The organism is Rhizobium sp. KNZ14-9A (genome assembly GCF_056755015.1).
The window spans coordinates 2,554,371-2,570,474 of the sequence record NZ_JBPGXB010000002.1; the positions used below are offsets into that span (position 1 = coordinate 2,554,371).

The window sequence follows — 16,104 nt, forward strand, 5'->3', positions numbered from 1 at the left end:
ATGGAACTGACCGGTGGATGCCAGTGCGGCGCGGTTCGTTACAGGGCGAGCGGCGAACCCGCCTATCCGCATATCTGCCACTGCCGCATGTGCCAGAAGGCCGCCGGCAATTATTTCCTGCCGCTTGCAGGGGTGATGCGGGTCGATTTCGAGTTGACGCGCGGCGAGCCGAAATGGTTCCACTCCTCCGGTCTCGTCCGGCGCGGCTTTTGCGGCGACTGCGGCACGCCGCTTTTCTACGATATTCCCGATGCTGACTCCATCAACATCGCGCTCGGCTCGCTGGATGATCCGCAGGCTGTAAAGCCCATCATGCAATCCAATCTCGACAGCAAAATGGTCTGGTTTCATGCGCTCGATGGCTTGCCTGTCGAACCGGAACCGGAAACAACCGATCGCGAGGACAGGATCGCGGCGAGCAATCACCAGCATCCCGACCACGATACATCCCACTGGCCTCCCGGAGCTCATCCATGACCGAGACGACAAGAACAGGCGGCTGCCAATGCGGCGCCGTGCGCTTCCGCATCACAGGAAAGCTCGGACGCCCGTCCATCTGCCATTGCCGCATGTGCCAGAAGCAGTTCGGCGGCTTCTTTTCAGCACTGGTGACGGCGCCGGAGGAAGGCATGGAGTGGACACGCGGCGAACCCACCTATTTCCAGTCCTCGGTCAATATCGAGCGGGGCTTCTGCCGGGATTGCGGCACGCCGATGACATATCGTCATCCGGGCGGGCTGGAGCTTGCGATTGGTACCTTCGACGACCGGAGCGACCTCGCCCCGCAGATCCAGGTTAATTACGATGCCCGCCTGCCCTGGGTCGAGACGATCTTCGACGCGCCGGTTCATAAGGACCCGGATTTCTATTCCCGGCAGGAGGCGATCATCTCCTTCCAGCATCCCGATCATGACACCGCCGTCTGGCCCGCAAAAGGCGTGAAGATATGACCGAAGTGCTGCGCACGCTTTATCCTGAGATCGAACCCTATGCTTCCGGCCATCTCGATGTCGGCGATGGCCACGTGATCTATTGGGAACGCTGTGGCATGCCGGGCGCTAAGCCGGCGGTCTTCCTGCATGGCGGCCCCGGTGGCGGCATTTCGCCCGCGCATCGCCGCGTGTTCGATCCGAAGCTTTATGACGTCCTCCTGTTTGACCAGCGCGGCTGCGGTAAGTCGACCCCGCATGCGAGCCTCGAAGCCAACACGACCTGGCACCTCGTTGCCGATATCGAGCGGCTGCGCGAGATGGCCGGCGTCGACAAATGGCAGGTCTTCGGCGGTTCCTGGGGTTCGACGCTGGCGCTTGCCTATGCCGAGAAACATCCGGAACGGGTCTCCGAACTCGTCGTGCGCGGCATCTATACGCTGACGCGGGCGGAACTCGACTGGTATTATCAGTTCGGCGTCTCCGAGATGTTTCCGGACAAGTGGGAGCGCTTCGCGGCACCGATCCCGCTGGAAGAGCGTCATGAGATGATGGTCGCCTATAACCGGCGCCTCACCGGTCCGGACCGAGCGGTTGCGCTGAAGGCGGCCCAGGCCTGGAGTATCTGGGAAGGCGAGACGATTACGCTGCTGCCGGAGAAATCGACCAGCGGCAAGTTCGAGGAAGCCGAGTTCGCCTATGCCTTTGCGCGCATCGAGAACCACTTCTTCGTCCATGCCGGATGGATGGATGAAGGCCAATTGCTGCGCGATGCCTATAAGCTGAAGGATATCCCTGGCGTCATCGTTCACGGGCGTTACGACATGCCCTGCCCGGCCAAGTATGCCTGGCTGCTGCACAAGGCATGGCCGAAGGCCGAATTCCACCTGATCGAAGGTGCGGGCCATGCCTTTTCGGAGCCCGGTATTCTCGACCAGCTGATCCGGGCGACGGACCGGTTCGCAGGAAAACAATAAAGGCCGCAAACGGCGACAGGAAACACCCATGACACGCGAAAGAATCTACCTCTTCGACACGACGCTCCGGGACGGGCAGCAGACGCCCGGCATCGATTTTTCGGTCGAGGACAAGATTGCGATTGCAAGCATGCTGGACGAGTTCGGGCTCGACTATGTCGAGGGCGGTTATCCGGGCGCAAACCCGACCGATACTGCCTTCTTCGCCGAGAAACGCACGAACCAGGCCTCCTTCGTCGCCTTCGGCATGACGAAACGCCCCGGTGTTTCCGCCTCCAACGATCCGGGTATTGCCGGCCTGCTGCAGGCGCGCAGCGACGCCATCTGTTTCGTCGCCAAGAGCTGGGATTACCACGTGCAGGTGGCGCTTGGCTGCACCAATGAGGAAAACCTCGAATGCATCGCCGAAAGCGTGAAAGCCGCCGTTGCCGCCGGCAAGGAAGCGCTGGTCGACTGCGAGCATTTCTTCGACGGCTACAAGGCCAATCCGGAATATGCGCTCGCCTGCGCGAGGACAGCCTATGAGAACGGCGCGCGCTGGGTGGTGCTCTGCGATACCAATGGCGGCACACAGCCGCCGGAGGTGCGCGCCATCGTGGAGGCCGTGATTGCCTTCGGCGTGCCGGGGCACTGTCTCGGTATCCATGCACATAACGATACCGGCCAGGCGGTCGCCAATTCGCTTGCTGCCGTCGAGGCGGGCGTGCGCCAGATCCAGGGCACACTGAACGGCGTCGGCGAACGTTGCGGCAATGCCAATCTGGTGACGCTGATCCCGACGCTGGCGCTGAAGAGCGCCTACAACACGCGTTTCGAAACGGCGATCGATGCGGAGCGGCTGACCAATCTCACCCGCCTGTCGCATGCCTTCGACGAGCTGCTGAACCGCTCGCCGGATCATCAGATGCCCTATGTCGGCGCCTCTGCCTTCGCTACCAAGGCCGGCATCCACGCCTCGGCGCTGCTGAAGGACCCGCGCACTTACGAGCACGTGCCGCCGGAAAGTGTCGGTAATTTCCGCAAGGTCATGGTCTCGGATCAGGGCGGCAAGGCAAACTTCATCAATGCGCTGAGGCGGCGCGGTATCGATGTCGCCAAGGACGATCCGAAGCTCGATCTGTTGATCTCCATCGTCAAGGAGCGCGAGGCATCGGGCTATGCCTATGAGGGGGCCGATGCGAGCTTCGAGCTTCTGGCGCGCCGTACCATGGGCACCATTCCGGATTTCTTCACCATCGACGGCTTTCGGGTGATGATCGAACGGCGCTTCGATTCCCACGGCCGCATCAAGATCGTCTCCGAAGCCGTCGTGAAGATCGCCATCGACGGCCAGACGCTGATGTCGGTTGCGGAAGCCGAGGGACCGGTCAATGCGCTCGACCTCGCGCTGCGCAAGGATTTCGGCAAGTATCAGCATGAGATCGACGATCTCGTGCTCGCCGATTTCAAGGTGCGTATCCTCAATGGCGGCACCGAGGCCATCACCCGCGTTCTCATCGAATCCACCGATTCCAGCGGCGTGCGCTGGTGGACGGTCGGCGTGTCCGAAAATATCATCGACGCCTCGTTCCAGGCGCTGATGGATTCGGTCATCTACAAGCTGATGAAGAACCGGCAGCTTGCCGGCAAGATCGCGGCCGAGTGAGCTAAAGCAATTCCAGCAAAAGTGTGCAGCGGTTTTGCGTCCGGAATTGCGTGAGAATAAAAGAGATAGGGCATTTCCGTGTTTCGAAGAAAAACGAAAGTGCCCTATAGGAGGCCCCAGTCCTCCTCCGAATACCATTCGTCCTCCTGCTTCGGCGTCTTCCAGCGCAGCCGCGTGACCTTTCCCATGCCGCCCTGCCGGAAAGTGGAGTCCAGCACCCTGTAGGTCTCTATCGTGCCGGTCGCGCCATGGCCCCAGACGAAGACGGTAGGGCTCAAATAACGGGCGCGATAGTGTTCGGGCGTGCGCTGGATCAGGAAGAAGCCGCCACGCGCGCTGCGTGGCCGCAAATTGTCGTTGCCATCACGCGAGGGAGCGCAGAGCGGAAAGATCAGCCTGCCGCCGATGGCGAGATTGTCGATCCAGGCTTCGGCCGGCCTGTGGACCCCGAAATTGACGTAGATCGCGTCGGCCGGCGACTGCGGCCATTCCAGGCCGTTGCCGCAGACAACCTCGACATTGCCATAGGGAGCCAGGTTGGCAATGGCGCGGGCGGCGAGATCCCGGTCATATTCGATCGCCGCGACATGGCCGCCGCTGCCCACCAGATGCGACAGCATGGCGGTGTAATAACCACCGCCGACGCCGATGTGACAGGCTGTATCGCCGGGTTGAGGTGCCAGCCAGTGGAGGCCGAGCGCATGAAGCGAGGGGCTGCCGTTGTTGACCTGCCTTCCCTCCTGCAGCGCAATCAGAACATCCTGATAAAGGATGACGGGATCGGTCGACGGCATATCCTGATAGCCGGTCCCGTTTGCCATGCGCCATGGCGGTGGGTCTAGGAAATCCTCACGTGGCACTGTGGCAAAGGCCTGTCGCAGCCGCTCGTCGCCCACGATACCCATCTTCGCCAGCATTTGAGTGGCATAGGCCTGCCGGCAAATCGCCAGTTCCGTTTCGTCCATGCTTGCCTCCCGCGTTGCCAGGCGCATGCGGATCCATTCACTGAAATGAATTGGCCTATTCACGCCGCTTAAGCTAATCCGGATCAGAAACAGAACAAAGATGGAAACACCCGATGTCCGCCGATGCAAGCGCGCCCCTCATCAAGAACGAAGACAGTCCACGCGGCTTTGCCTTCGCGCTGACGGCCTATCTTCTGTGGGGCTTCCTGCCGATCTATATGAAGGCTCTGGCGCATATTTCGCCTGCCGAAGTCATCGCCCATCGGATCATCTGGTCGCTGCCGCTCGCCGGCATCGTGCTTCTGGTGCTGGGACGCACGCAGGATATCGCTATTGCGTTGCGTTCACCGCGCATGCTCGCCATGGCAATGATGACCGCGGCGCTGATCACCGTGAACTGGGGCACCTATGTCTGGGCGATCGGCGCCGGCCATTCGCTCGATGCCGCCATGGGCTATTTCATCAATCCGCTCTTCAGCATCTTCCTCGGTGCTGTGCTGCTCAAGGAAAAGCTGCAGCCGATGCAGATCGCGGCGATCTGCCTTGCCGGCCTTGCGGTCGTCGTGCTCGCCTTCGATAGCGGCGGCATTCCCTGGGTGGCGCTGACGCTGGCGATCAGCTGGGGCTTCTATGCACTGTTTCGCAAGACGCTGCCGCTCGGGCCGAACCAGGGCTTCTTCCTGGAAGTGCTAATCCTCAGCCTGCCAGCCCTGCTCTACATCCTCTACCTGGAATTCGTCAGCGGCGAAGGGCATCTGTACCGCACGAGCCTTAGTGATACCGCCCTGCTGCTTGGCTGCGGACTGATCACCGCCGTACCGCTGATGATCTATGCGAATGGCGCCAAGCTGCTGAAGCTCTCGACCATCGGCATCATGCAGTATATCGCGCCGACCATGATCTTCCTCATTGCCGTTTTCGGGTTCGGGGAAGAGCTGGATACGGCGCGCATGATCGCCTTCCCGCTGATCTGGGCCGGCCTGTTCTTCTACAGCTGGTCTATGTTGAGGACGACGCGCGGACGTTAAGCCAGCGCCTGTCTGGCACGCAATTCCGGACGCAAAACCGCTACGCACTTTTGCTGGAATTGCTTTGGCGAGTTACATCTTCGAGATCACGTCATCCTCGCCGTCACGGTCGGCGGCAAGCTCTGCCGCCTGCGCCATTATGGCCGGGATGATGCCCGAGATCTCATCGATGACCAGCGGCTGCACGCGGTGGGCGGTGTGCAGGAAGCCCTCGCCCGTCATATGGCGCAGGAGCTCCATCATCGGATCCCAGAAGCCGTTGATGTTGGCGAAGACCATCGGCTTTTCGTGACGGCCGAGCTGCGCCCAGGTCATGATCTCGACGATCTCTTCCAGCGTGCCGATACCACCCGGCAGGGCCACGAAGGCATCCGAGCGTTCGAACATCGTGTGTTTGCGCGCATGCATGTCAGGGGTTACAATAAGCTCGTTGAGTTGGCCGAGCGAATGGCGAGTCGCCTCCATGTCGATCAGGAACTCGGGAATGATGCCCGTCACCTGACCGCCGTTGGATAGGGTCCCGCTGGCCACAGCACCCATGATGCCCTTAGTGCCACCGCCGTAGATGAGGCGAAGGCCATATTCCGCGATCTCTTTTCCGAGCGCGCGGCCGGCAGCCATATGGGAAGGATCGCGTCCCGGCCGAGAGCCGCAGTAAACGCAAATGGATCGAATCGGTACAGATTGTTCGGTCATAAGGGAAAAACAACTATTCCATTTCAATGCAGTCAAGAAAATTGACTGAAAAGCGGCTTCCGGAGCTTGCCTATTTGCTTTGAATGCTTGTGCAAAGCAACGGGAATCGCTAGCAATTTCTGAATACTACGGCAATTTGCCGCCTTTGGAGACGCAATGATGAAAAACCGTGCCGGCTTGCTGGCCCTCGCAGTGCTCGTAATCGCAATCATACTGATGGTGTTTTTCGTCATGCCCCGGCTCGGCTCTGATGTGGCGAAGGTTGGTGACGCCATCAACCAGGCCGGCACCGAGGTCAACAACACGGTTAACGAAGCGTCTAAGACTTCCCGCTCCGCTGCCGCGGATGCCACAGAAACCGCCCAGAAGGTCGGCAGCCTCACCGCCGATGCCGTGCGGTCTCTCTCCGGCCTGAAGGCGCTGTTTGCGGACGGTAAGGTGCCTGCTGCCGATGCGCTGGCAGGCGCAAAGACTGCCGCCGTGAATACGCTGACCACGATCGTCGATTTCGCTGCCCCTGAAGGTCTCGATACTACCACCGCAAGCCTCGTCTCCAAGGCCAAGGACGGTGCGGGCAAGGCGCGCGACATCATCCGCAATCTCCCTGAAAATGCGGCCGACGCATTGGCCGCCCTCGCACGGGCCGAAGCCGCGCTGACCGGTGCGCCGGAGCCAGCCGGCCAAGCGGCCGCAGCCAATAACCAGACTGCTCCCACAGCCGATACCGCTGCCAATACCGGCCCGAAGATTCCTGCTTTCGACGTGCTGCGTGTCGAGCCGGATGGTTCGACCGTCATTGCCGGCTCGGCTGAGCCGCATGGCAAGCTGGAAGTGCTCGACGGCGACAAGGTGGTCGTGACAACCGATGTCGACGGCACCGGTGATTTTGCGGCCGTTCTCGACAATCCGCTTCCAGCCGGCGACCATCAGCTCGTGCTGAAAGTAACCGGCAAGGATGGCAAGACCACGCTGTCTGAAGAAGTTGCAACCGTTTCCGTGCCGAAGGACGGCAGCGGCAGCGAGTTGCTCGCCATGGTTTCCAAGCCGGGCACGGCAAGCCGCATCATCACCGCACCGAAGGCTGAGGTCGCAAACGCCCAGCCGCCGGCTGCTGACAGCTCGCAGCCTGCTCCTAACAGTGGTGCTCCGAGCGACCAGGTCGCGATGCAGACGCCGAATATGCCCGTGACATCTGGTGATGCGGGCAATACGGCACCTCCTGTTCCCGGCACTCAGCAGGGCACCGATGCTGTTGCCGATGTGGTGATCACCGCCGTGGAGATCGAGGGCAACAAGATCTTCGTGGCCGGCACGGCGCGCGCCAATGCCAAGGTTATTGGTTACGCCGATGACGCGCTGATCGGCCAGGATACGGCGGAGCCGGATGGTCACTTCGTCATCAGCGGCGCGATGGACCTCCCGGTCGGCGATCACAAGATTCGCGTTGATGTCGTCGATGGCACGGGCAAGGTCCTCATCCGCGCGACCGTCAATTTCAACCGTCCGGAAGGCGATCAGGTAACGGTTGCCGCGCAGTCCGGCAGTAATGCCGATGTCAATCAGGCGACGGTGCCGCTCGATGAGGGCCAGCTCGGCAAGCTCAAGGGCGATGCGACGAAAGCCTTCGGCCTGCTGAAGGGGCTGTTCGCAGACGGCAAGTTGCCGGGTGCCGAGCAGCTTGCGGCAGCCCGCTCGGCCACCGAGTTCGCGCTGCGCTCTCTCGTCGACTTCCGTCCGGGCATAGATGCGACCGACGCCTTCAAGCAGGCATCGGCTTCCGCCTCGCAGGTTGCGGCGAATGCGCTGACAGTGCTGCAGAGCCTGCCGAAGGATGCCAAGTCGGTCGGCGCGGCACTCGACAAGCTCGGCTCGATCATCGCCGAACTGACGGTTCCCGGTGCCAATGTCGCGCCGATGCCCTCAAACGATGCATCGGACGTCATGCAGCCAAAGACGATCGAGCAGGCGCCGCTGACGGCAAACAACAACGCGGTCATTATCCGCCGTGGCGATACGCTCTGGCAGATCTCCCGGCGTACCTATGGCCTTGGTGTGCGCTATACGACGATCTACATCGCCAATGAGGACAAGATCCTCAATCCGGACCGCATCCGTCCGGGCCAAGTTTTCGGCCTGCCGAAGGATGCGCTTCCGAATGCCGAGGAGCTGCACCGCAAGCGGCTCTCGGGCGGGCATCTCTAAATCAAAAAAACGGCGGCCCATCGGCCGCCGTTTTCGTTAGGGCCGGCGCGCAACACCTTGCCTATAAAATCCCTGTCAATGTTGTAATCCGCCAGCCGGTGGCATATCTCGCGGGAGCGGTGACAAGCCGCGGCGATAGCGGCCCGCCGGGCTGGAGAAAAGCATGGCAAACGGCAAGACAGTTTCAGACTCCAACCTGTTGGGAACGCTCTACAATCTCTGGCCTTATATGTGGCCGAAGGATAGGCCGGATCTCAGGATGCGGGTCGTATGGGCCTCGGTCTACCTGCTGATCTCGAAGTTCGTCCTGCTGCTGGTGCCCTATTTCTTCAAGTGGTCCACCGATGCGCTGAACGGCAGGATGGACCTGCAGGGCACGCTGCCGCCGCTGCTGATCGGCGTTACCGCCCTCGTCATCGCCTATAACCTGACGCGCCTCATCCAGCTCGGCCTCAACCAGCTCAGAGACTCGCTCTTTGCCAGCGTCGGCCAATATGCGGTGCGCCAGCTTGCCTACCGCACCTTCGTGCATATGCATGAGCTTTCCCTGCGCTTCCATCTGGAGCGCAAGACGGGTGGGCTTTCGCGCATCATCGAGCGCGGCACCAAGGGCATCGAAACGATCGTGCGTTTCACGATCCTGAACTCGATCCCGACGGTCATCGAATTCCTGCTGACGGCGGCGATCTTCTGGTGGGGTTACGGCTTCTCCTATCTCGCCGTCACCGTCTTCACCGTTTGGGCCTATATCTGGTTCACGATCCGCGCTTCCGACTGGCGCATCTCGATCCGTAGGGCGATGAACGACAGCGATACGGACGCCAATACCAAGGCAATCAACTCGCTCCTCAATTTCGAGACCGTCAAGTATTTCGGCAATGAAGAGATGGAGGCCAAGCGCTTCGACAAGTCGATGGAGCGTTATGAGAAGGCGGCAACCGACGTCTGGACCTCGCTTGGCTGGCTGAACTTCGGCCAGGGCGTGATCTTCGGCATCGGCACGACGATCATGCTCGTCCTCTCGGCCTGGTCGGTACAGAGCGGCGAACATACGGTCGGCGATTTCGTTTTCGTCAATTCCATGCTGCTGCAGCTTTCCGTGCCGCTGAATTTCATCGGCTTCGTCTATCGCGAAATCCGACAGGGGCTGATCGACATCGAGCAGATGTTCGATCTTCTGGAAGTGAAGGCCGAAGTGCTGGACGCGCCTGACGCGAAGGACCTTGCCGTCGCCCAGGGCGCCATCTCCTTCAAGGACGTGCATTTCGCCTATGATCCGGCCCGGCCGATCCTGAAAGGCATTTCCTTCGAGGTGCCCGCCGGCAAAACGGTTGCTGTCGTCGGCCCCTCGGGTGCCGGCAAATCGACAATCTCGCGCCTGCTCTATCGCTTCTACGATATCCAGGGCGGCTCGATCACTGTCGACGGACAGGACATCCGCACGATCACGCAGAAGAGCCTGCGCTCGGTGATCGGCATGGTGCCGCAGGATACGGTGCTGTTCAACGACACCGTCGCCTATAATATCCGCTACGGCCGCCCTTCGGCCAGCGAAGCCGAGGTGAAGCAGGCGGCTGAAATCGCCCAGATCGGGCATTTCATCGAAATGCTGCCGGAGGGTTTCGAAACCAAGGTCGGCGAACGCGGGTTGAAGCTTTCAGGCGGCGAAAAGCAGCGCGTGGCGATTGCCCGCACCATCCTGAAGGCTCCGCCGATCCTGATCCTCGACGAGGCGACATCGGCCCTCGACACGACGACAGAGCGGGAAATCCAGACGGCACTCGATGTCGTTTCCAAGAACCGCACGACGCTGGTCATCGCCCACCGCCTGTCTACCGTGATTGGTGCCGACGAGATCATCGTGTTGAAGAGCGGGGAGATTGCCGAGCGCGGCACGCACGCGGCCCTTCTCGAACAGAATGGCCTCTATGCCTCGATGTGGAGCCGTCAGCGCGAAGCGACACAGGCCGAAGAGCATCTCAAGCAGGTTCGCGAAAGCGACGAGCTCGGCATCGTCAACCGGCTGGCGCCGGCGAGCTAGCGCAGTAAACGGGCGAGATCGTCCGTTTTGTTGTTCAGAACCGACGCGCTGGAGGCGGCCTGAGATCCACGCCATTGCTCCTCCTGTCGTTTTTCTGTAACCAGCGGATACGAAAAACGACAGGAGACCGGCATTCATGAGCTTGTTCGATACGGTTCGCAACACGATCGTTCCGGTGCACAAGGAGGGTTACCCCTTCGTCGCCGCCTTCTTCGTCGCGTCGCTCGTATTGGGCTGGATCTTCAAGCCGCTCTTCTGGATCGGCCTCCTCCTGACACTCTGGTGCGCCTATTTCTTCCGTGATCCCGAACGCGTCACGCCGCAGGACGACGATCTCGTCATTTCGCCGGCCGACGGCAAGGTCTCTTCGATTCAGATGGTCACGCCGCCCGCCGAGCTGAACCTCGGCAACGAACCGATGCTGCGCATCTCCGTCTTCATGAACGTCTTCAACTGCCATGTGAACCGCGCGCCGATGCGCGGCCGCATCGTCAGCATCAATTACCGTCCCGGTACCTTCGTGAATGCCGAGCTCGACAAGGCGAGTGAAGAGAATGAGCGCAACGGCCTCGTGATCGAGACCCACCACGGCCAGATCGGCGTGGTGCAGATCGCCGGCCTCGTAGCACGGCGTATCCTCTGCTTCTCGCATGCCAATGAACCTCTCGATGCCGGCGAGCGTTTCGGCCTCATTCGCTTCGGTTCGCGCCTCGATGTCTTCCTGCCGGCGGGTGCCGCCCCGCGCGTCTCGCTCGGCCAGACGGCGGTTGCCGGCGAGACTGTTATCGCCGAATTCGCCTCGACCAAGGGTCCGGTCATCAGCCGCCGCAGCTAATTTTCAGGAGAGCGCGATATGGAAACACCCTTTCCGCCCTTCGAACCGAACGGCCCGAACGACGATTCGGCCCGCGGGCCGCGCCTGCGCGAGATTCCGATCCGGCTCGTCGTTCCGAACCTCATCACTATCCTTGCCATCTGCGCCGGCCTGACCGGCATCCGGCTTGCCTTCGAAGGCCGCTACGAACTGGCTGTCGCCATGGTGCTCGTCGCCGCATTCCTCGACGGCATCGACGGCCGTGTCGCGCGGCTGATGAAGGCCACGTCGAAATTCGGTGCGCAGATGGATTCGCTTGCCGATATCGTCAATTTCGGCGTCGCCCCTGCCCTCGTGGTCTATGTCTATGCACTCGACGCGGCGCGTTCGCTGGGCTGGATCGCGGCGCTCATCTACACGATCGCCGCCGGCCTCAGACTGGCGCGCTTCAACGTGATGTCGGAGCGCGAGAACCGCGCGCCCTGGCAATCGGAATATTTCGTCGGCGTGCCGGCCCCGGCCGGCGCAATGCTGGTGCTTCTGCCTGTCTATCTCGGCTTCCTGGGCCTCACCACCGACCGGACCTTCGCCTTTCTCTCCTCCGGCTACACGGTCCTCATCGCCTTCCTGCTCATCAGCCGCCTGCCTGTCTGGTCCGGTAAATCCGAAAGCCGGATGCGGCGTGATCTCGTGCTGCCAGCCATGCTCGGTGTCGTGATCTACGTCGCGCTGCTGATGAGCTTTACCTGGGAAGTGATGGTCTTCACCGTCTGCGCCTACCTCATTTCGCTGCCCTTCGGCGCGCGAAAGTGGAAGCGCAAATATGGCACGCTGACCATCGAGGAACCCGGTATCGGCGAGGACGACATCGGTCGCCACATCTGAGCATCTACTTTATTAAGTAAGTATTAACGAACGCAGGCTTCGGTTAAGCCTCGCGAATTATGGTCTGTGTTTACATTTCCTGATAGGCGGTGCCTCGCTTTTGTCGCTATTAAAGACAAAGGAACAAGACAGATAAAATTCTAGAGAAACACGTAAGGAGAGTATCGTGACCTCGAAGAAGTCGGAACAGCAGCAGGCAGCCAAGCCGGATCTCGCGACCAACTACCGCCCGCTCGGCCTCAAGGCCGTGGCTGCGGCCTCGATGATGGCAAAGCCGGCGCCGGTCAAGAAACTCGCCTAAGCGAGTGCGAAGAAGCGCACGAGCAGGCTGTTTGACAGCAGGCTCATGACGATGCCGGATACGGACATCCAGAACCCGCCATGCGGTGGGTCTGGCAAAAACGGGCTGCAGGAGAAGCGCCCCTTGGCCAAAACCGGCCGGCAGAGATCACCGGGTTTTCCATTCAACGGGATGGTGGGTTCGGGTTTCAAAAGAAGCTGAGCTGGCCGTCGTCAGATGTCTTTTTCTGCGGCTGCTTCGGCACCTTTTCGAGCGGCACTGGATCCTGCAGATCCGGCCCCATGTTGGCGACCTTGTTGACCTTGTCGGAGACCGGGATCGCCTCGAAGAAATCCTCCTGGACCGGCTGCATCAGGTCGGCGACCTCACGCGGCTCCTGCGTCTTGCAGTCCAGCCAGCGGGAAAAATCCTCAGGCTTGATGACGACGGGCATGCGATCGTGGATCGAGGAGATCGCGCTGTTGGCCTTGGTCGTCAGGATGGCGCCGGTATCGACCTCCGAACCATCGGCCGAGGACCATGTCTCCATGAGACCGGCGAAGGCGATAACGCCGCCGCGGCGCGGCCGGATCCAATAGGCCTGTGCCTTCTCGCCGCTTTCCTTCGAAGGGCGATGCCATTCATAGAAGCCGGATGCCGGGATGAGGATGCGGCGATGGCGCATGGCGGCGCGGAAGGAGGCTTTGCCGATTGCGGTTTCCGAGCGCGCATTGATCAGCAGCGGAAATTCCTTGGGATCCTTGACCCAGCCCGGCGTGAAACCCCAACGCACCAGCAAAGCGCGGCGATCCGGCAGGTTGCTGCCCGGTTCCTGCCCCTCGCCGGCGATGACGATGAGGATCGGCTGCGTCGGCGCAATATTGTAACGCGCCGGAAAGCCTTCCAGCTCAGCGAGACTGAAAGCTTCGGCGATATCCTTGACCACTTCTGTCAGGGCAAAACGTCCGCACATGGGGATGTCTTTGCATCGTGCCCGACATCGGTCAAGGCGGTTTACCCTCAAGCAATTCCGAATGGGAGACGCTGCACATCTTTTGCGCGATTGTTCTAACTGCGCGGTGCAAAGAGGATGATCGCCGTGCCGGCGAGGCAGACCATCGCGCCGCCGATGTCCCAGCGGTCGGGAACGCGGTTTTCCGCCAGCCATAGCCATAACAGCGAGGCGACGATGTAGATGCCGCCATAGGCCGCGAAAGTGCGCCCGGCCGCCTCGCTCGGCACCAGCGTCAGCAGCCAGGCAAAGAGCGCCAGCGACACCATGCCGGGCGCCAGCCACCAGACGGGCTTTGCCAGCCGCAGCCAGGCCCAGAAGGCGAAGCAGCCGGCAATTTCGAAGAGGGCGGCAAGGGCATAGATCAGGTAGGTCACGGGCGTCTCGCAGGAATCATGGAGCCATATTCCACGCAATGCCGACAGTTGCGCAAGGTGAGCCGCCCGTGGGATAAGGCGCCATCACAGCAAAGCGTGCGAAGCAATGACCTCCCAAGCCAAACCCGCCTCTTCCGCCATCCTTGAACGTAATGGCCGGTTCCTTCTCGTGCTCAGGCGAAACCCGCCTTCGGCCGATATGTATGCCTTTCCCGGTGGACGCGGCGAACCCGGCGAGACGCCCGAGGAAACCGCACTGCGCGAATTCCTCGAGGAGACCGGCATTCAGGCACGAAATCCGCGCCTGTTCTCCACCTATGACCTGAAGACGCATGCACCCGATGGCAGCATCAGCAGCCATTTCTTCCTCTCCGTCTTCCGCGTCGAGGCGGACCGCCACCTGGTGGCTGAAGCCGCCGACGATGCGGCAGCGATTGGATGGTACAGCGTGGAAGAGATCCGGCGCATGCCGGTGCCACAGAGCGTGCTCGAATGCGCGGAGCGGTTGGCGGTCGGTGAATGAGGCCCTCGCTGGAATAGAAGTGGAAATTGCCGCATCCGCCTTGTTCCTGTCATGCTCCCTGTATCAACTGGGAGCATGATTCCCGTTCGACGCGTTGTTTTGTCATCTCTCGTCTTTGGCGGCCTCGTCTGGGCCGGTCCCACAATGGCGCAAGGTGGGGCGCAGGGCGGCAAGAATGCGCCTCCGCCGGTGGAGGAGATAGTGCCGCAGGTTGCGACCGTACCCTATGACGACAAGCTGGCGCGGCTGGCGGAGGTTCTGGGCTCGGTGCATTATCTGCGCACGCTCTGCAAGGCGCCGGGGGCGGACGAATGGCGGGCCGACATGCAGCAACTGCTTGATTCCGAAACGAATGGGGAGCCGCAGCGCAAGGAAAAACTGACCGCAGCCTTCAATCGCGGATACCGAGCATTCGCCTCTGTTTACACGGATTGCACGCAGGCGGCCATCGTGGCAGAAGAGCGCTACCGTAACGAAGGTGCAACACTTGCCACAGAAATTACTTCGCGCTTTGGAAATTAACGTTTAATTAACCTGATTTCGCATGCGGCCGTGTCGTTTTGGGAAAAGGCTGTTAGTGTTGTTAACGTAGCGGTAAGACATGAGAAGTTCTGAGGAAAAGATAATGGAACCAAGCCTCAACGACATCGACGACATGATCGTCCACGAAAAGATGCAGGCGGCTCTGGAATACCAGAACGAGGCTTGGGCTGACGGCATGGCCGATGGTATCGAGCCTGAAATCATTGCCGATGCTGCGATTGCTCATGCGCTGCGCGAGACGATCAGACTGCATGGAGAAAACAGTGCCGAGGCCTTACTGGACTCGTTGCGCGACCGCATGCTGGCAGGTGAGTTTTCCACCAACAGGACCCTGCAATAGGGGCAATACAGAGAGTCTCATGCGTACCGGTAAAGATATTTCCTCGCGAATTTCGCTCGCGCCGGTCCTGCTTGCCGTCGGCCTCGCCGCAGGCAGCATGCTGTCCGCTTCTTCCGCCTACGCGCTTTCCGAACTTCAGAAGATCCCGGGCCAGCCCGATGCGCCTGCCACGGCGCAGCAGAGCCCGCAGCAGCCCGCTCCACCGCAGAACGGTTCGTCAGGCATTCCCCAGCCCGATCCGCTCGTCAACAAAGAGAGCGGTCAGAGCGTCGACAAAACGCCAGGCGCATCCGACGATTCCAAACCCGTCGAAGTGATCTACGACATCAGCAAGGCGCCGGAACCGGTGCGCAAGATGCGCGAACAGATCGTCGAGGCAGCCGCCTCAGGCGATCTCGAACGCCTGCGCCCGCTGATGGGGACCGGTGCCGATCAGACCCAGGTGACGGTCGGCGAACCTACGGATGATCCGATCGGCACGCTGAAGGATCTCTCCGGCGATCCTGATGGCGACGAGATCCTCGCGATCATGCTCGACGTTATCTCGACTGGTTTCGTGCATGTCGGTCAGGGCACGCCCGAGGAAATGTATGTCTGGCCCTATTTTGCTGAAAAAGACTTGAAATCGCTGACACCGCCGGAACGCGTGGAACTCCTGCGCATCGTCACGGCAGGCGATCTCTCCGACATGCAGGAATTCGGCGGCTATAATTTCTATCGCGTCGGCATTGCGCCGGATGGCAAATGGAAGTTTTTCACAGCCGGCGACTGACGCTGGAGCGCCGTGCGTCCATTCGGACGCACTAACTCCTTGAATCTACGCATCAGGCTTTTTGAAAATCGATTC

General features: G+C 60.8%; 17 protein-coding genes and 2 pseudogenes. 14 read left to right on the plus strand and 5 right to left on the minus strand.

From position 1 onward, the window contains the following. From ACR9ZQ_RS19405 to cimA, 4 genes are read left to right on the plus strand one after another with little or no spacing between them, the layout of a single operon-like run. The gene (locus ACR9ZQ_RS19405; RefSeq protein ID WP_481429336.1) at positions 1–477 is read left to right on the plus strand and encodes a GFA family protein; all 477 of its coding nucleotides are present in this window, start codon (positions 1–3) and stop codon (positions 475–477) included. Then, positions 474–950, plus strand: a complete 477-nt coding sequence (locus ACR9ZQ_RS19410) for a GFA family protein (RefSeq protein WP_113324917.1) — start codon at positions 474–476, stop codon at positions 948–950. Before ACR9ZQ_RS19405 ends, ACR9ZQ_RS19410 begins: the two co-directional genes overlap by 4 nt. Then, positions 947–1,906 carry a prolyl aminopeptidase gene (pip, locus tag ACR9ZQ_RS19415; protein ID WP_481428578.1) on the plus strand — a complete coding sequence of 320 codons (960 nt, stop codon included), beginning with the start codon at positions 947–949 and terminating at the stop codon, positions 1,904–1,906. Before ACR9ZQ_RS19410 ends, pip begins: the two co-directional genes overlap by 4 nt. 28 nt (positions 1,907–1,934) lie before the next feature. Beyond that, the gene (cimA, locus tag ACR9ZQ_RS19420) at positions 1,935–3,551 is read left to right on the plus strand and encodes a citramalate synthase (RefSeq protein ID WP_310382831.1); all 1,617 of its coding nucleotides are present in this window, start codon (positions 1,935–1,937) and stop codon (positions 3,549–3,551) included. 104 nt (positions 3,552–3,655) lie between these two features. Here cimA and ACR9ZQ_RS19425 read toward each other — a convergent pair whose 3' ends face one another. Continuing rightward, positions 3,656–4,516, minus strand: a complete 861-nt coding sequence (locus ACR9ZQ_RS19425; RefSeq protein WP_481428579.1) for a protein-L-isoaspartate O-methyltransferase family protein — start codon at positions 4,514–4,516, stop codon at positions 3,656–3,658. 113 nt (positions 4,517–4,629) lie between these two features. Here ACR9ZQ_RS19425 and rarD point away from each other — a divergent pair, with 113 nt between their 5' ends. Then, positions 4,630–5,544, plus strand: coding sequence for an EamA family transporter RarD (gene rarD, locus ACR9ZQ_RS19430; RefSeq protein WP_007820194.1), 915 nt, complete (start codon positions 4,630–4,632; stop codon positions 5,542–5,544). Between the two features lie 72 nt (positions 5,545–5,616). Here the strand turns inward: rarD and ACR9ZQ_RS19435 are convergent, their stop codons facing one another. Continuing rightward, positions 5,617–6,240 (minus strand): LOG family protein, encoded by a 624-nt coding sequence (locus ACR9ZQ_RS19435; RefSeq protein WP_081493273.1) that lies wholly within the window; start codon positions 6,238–6,240, stop codon positions 5,617–5,619. A 156-nt stretch (positions 6,241–6,396) separates the two neighbouring features. Here ACR9ZQ_RS19435 and ACR9ZQ_RS19440 point away from each other — a divergent pair, with 156 nt between their 5' ends. The 5 genes and pseudogenes from ACR9ZQ_RS19440 to ACR9ZQ_RS19460 all read left to right on the plus strand — a co-directional run bounded on the left by ACR9ZQ_RS19440 (position 6,397) and on the right by ACR9ZQ_RS19460 (position 12,483). Continuing rightward, a complete protein-coding gene (locus ACR9ZQ_RS19440; RefSeq protein ID WP_481428580.1) occupies positions 6,397–8,442 on the plus strand; it encodes a LysM peptidoglycan-binding domain-containing protein in 2,046 nt (681 codons plus the stop codon). A gap of 163 nt (positions 8,443–8,605) precedes the next feature. After that, a complete protein-coding gene (locus ACR9ZQ_RS19445; protein ID WP_481428581.1) occupies positions 8,606–10,483 on the plus strand; it encodes an ABCB family ABC transporter ATP-binding protein/permease in 1,878 nt (625 codons plus the stop codon). 133 nt (positions 10,484–10,616) lie between these two features. Further along, positions 10,617–11,318: pseudogene (locus ACR9ZQ_RS19450) on the plus strand (phosphatidylserine decarboxylase); the annotation flags it as partial. 18 nt (positions 11,319–11,336) lie between these two features. Next, complete coding sequence (gene pssA, locus ACR9ZQ_RS19455) at positions 11,337–12,182, plus strand: CDP-diacylglycerol--serine O-phosphatidyltransferase (protein WP_113324910.1); 846 nt, start codon at positions 11,337–11,339, stop codon at positions 12,180–12,182. Positions 12,183–12,348: 166 nt separating this feature from the next. Next, positions 12,349–12,483, plus strand: coding sequence for a hypothetical protein (locus ACR9ZQ_RS19460; protein ID WP_018115574.1), 135 nt, complete (start codon positions 12,349–12,351; stop codon positions 12,481–12,483). Here the strand turns inward: ACR9ZQ_RS19460 and ACR9ZQ_RS19465 are convergent. From ACR9ZQ_RS19465 to ACR9ZQ_RS19475, 3 genes and pseudogenes are all read right to left on the minus strand, one after another. Next, positions 12,480–12,612: pseudogene (locus ACR9ZQ_RS19465) on the minus strand (amino acid transporter); the annotation flags it as partial. The gene ACR9ZQ_RS19460 and the pseudogene ACR9ZQ_RS19465 sit on opposite strands and share 4 nt — an antisense overlap. Positions 12,613–12,670: 58 nt before the next feature. Beyond that, a complete protein-coding gene (locus ACR9ZQ_RS19470; RefSeq protein WP_481428582.1) occupies positions 12,671–13,435 on the minus strand; it encodes an SOS response-associated peptidase in 765 nt (254 codons plus the stop codon). A 95-nt stretch (positions 13,436–13,530) separates the two neighbouring features. Then, the gene (locus ACR9ZQ_RS19475) at positions 13,531–13,851 is read right to left on the minus strand and encodes a YnfA family protein (RefSeq protein WP_113324908.1); all 321 of its coding nucleotides are present in this window, start codon (positions 13,849–13,851) and stop codon (positions 13,531–13,533) included. A 106-nt stretch (positions 13,852–13,957) separates the two neighbouring features. Between ACR9ZQ_RS19475 and ACR9ZQ_RS19480 the strand changes: the two genes are divergently transcribed. The 4 genes from ACR9ZQ_RS19480 to ACR9ZQ_RS19495 all read left to right on the plus strand — a co-directional run bounded on the left by ACR9ZQ_RS19480 (position 13,958) and on the right by ACR9ZQ_RS19495 (position 16,029). Continuing rightward, complete coding sequence (locus tag ACR9ZQ_RS19480; RefSeq protein WP_481428583.1) at positions 13,958–14,374, plus strand: NUDIX hydrolase; 417 nt, start codon at positions 13,958–13,960, stop codon at positions 14,372–14,374. Between the two features lie 51 nt (positions 14,375–14,425). After that, positions 14,426–14,896, plus strand: a complete 471-nt coding sequence (locus ACR9ZQ_RS19485; protein ID WP_477820215.1) for a TIGR02301 family protein — start codon at positions 14,426–14,428, stop codon at positions 14,894–14,896. A 103-nt stretch (positions 14,897–14,999) separates the two neighbouring features. Further along, a complete protein-coding gene (locus ACR9ZQ_RS19490; protein ID WP_007820178.1) occupies positions 15,000–15,257 on the plus strand; it encodes a hypothetical protein in 258 nt (85 codons plus the stop codon). A 19-nt stretch (positions 15,258–15,276) separates the two neighbouring features. After that, positions 15,277–16,029, plus strand: a complete 753-nt coding sequence (locus ACR9ZQ_RS19495; RefSeq protein ID WP_310382822.1) for a hypothetical protein — start codon at positions 15,277–15,279, stop codon at positions 16,027–16,029. The last annotated feature ends 75 nt before the right edge of the window (positions 16,030–16,104 follow it).

What these genes read in the sequence shown, in the direction of transcription:
- ACR9ZQ_RS19425 (WP_481428579.1), bottom strand. Translation starts at nt 4,516, where the DNA reads ATGGACGAAACGGAACTGGCGATTTGCCGGCAGGCCTATGCCACTCAA.
- ACR9ZQ_RS19470 (WP_481428582.1), bottom strand. Translation starts at nt 13,435, where the DNA reads ATGTGCGGACGTTTTGCCCTGACAGAAGTGGTCAAGGATATCGCCGAA.
- cimA (WP_310382831.1), top strand. Translation starts at nt 1,935, where the DNA reads ATGACACGCGAAAGAATCTACCTCTTCGACACGACGCTCCGGGACGGG.
- ACR9ZQ_RS19480 (WP_481428583.1), top strand. Translation starts at nt 13,958, where the DNA reads ATGACCTCCCAAGCCAAACCCGCCTCTTCCGCCATCCTTGAACGTAAT.
- pip (WP_481428578.1), top strand. Translation starts at nt 947, where the DNA reads ATGACCGAAGTGCTGCGCACGCTTTATCCTGAGATCGAACCCTATGCT.
- ACR9ZQ_RS19410 (WP_113324917.1), top strand. Translation starts at nt 474, where the DNA reads ATGACCGAGACGACAAGAACAGGCGGCTGCCAATGCGGCGCCGTGCGC.
- ACR9ZQ_RS19490 (WP_007820178.1), top strand. Translation starts at nt 15,000, where the DNA reads ATGGAACCAAGCCTCAACGACATCGACGACATGATCGTCCACGAAAAG.
- ACR9ZQ_RS19445 (WP_481428581.1), top strand. Translation starts at nt 8,606, where the DNA reads ATGGCAAACGGCAAGACAGTTTCAGACTCCAACCTGTTGGGAACGCTC.
- pssA (WP_113324910.1), top strand. Translation starts at nt 11,337, where the DNA reads ATGGAAACACCCTTTCCGCCCTTCGAACCGAACGGCCCGAACGACGAT.
- ACR9ZQ_RS19495 (WP_310382822.1), top strand. Translation starts at nt 15,277, where the DNA reads ATGCGTACCGGTAAAGATATTTCCTCGCGAATTTCGCTCGCGCCGGTC.
- ACR9ZQ_RS19485 (WP_477820215.1), top strand. Translation starts at nt 14,426, where the DNA reads ATGCTCCCTGTATCAACTGGGAGCATGATTCCCGTTCGACGCGTTGTT.
- ACR9ZQ_RS19405 (WP_481429336.1), top strand. Translation starts at nt 1, where the DNA reads ATGGAACTGACCGGTGGATGCCAGTGCGGCGCGGTTCGTTACAGGGCG.
- ACR9ZQ_RS19435 (WP_081493273.1), bottom strand. Translation starts at nt 6,240, where the DNA reads ATGACCGAACAATCTGTACCGATTCGATCCATTTGCGTTTACTGCGGC.
- rarD (WP_007820194.1), top strand. Translation starts at nt 4,630, where the DNA reads ATGTCCGCCGATGCAAGCGCGCCCCTCATCAAGAACGAAGACAGTCCA.
- ACR9ZQ_RS19440 (WP_481428580.1), top strand. Translation starts at nt 6,397, where the DNA reads ATGATGAAAAACCGTGCCGGCTTGCTGGCCCTCGCAGTGCTCGTAATC.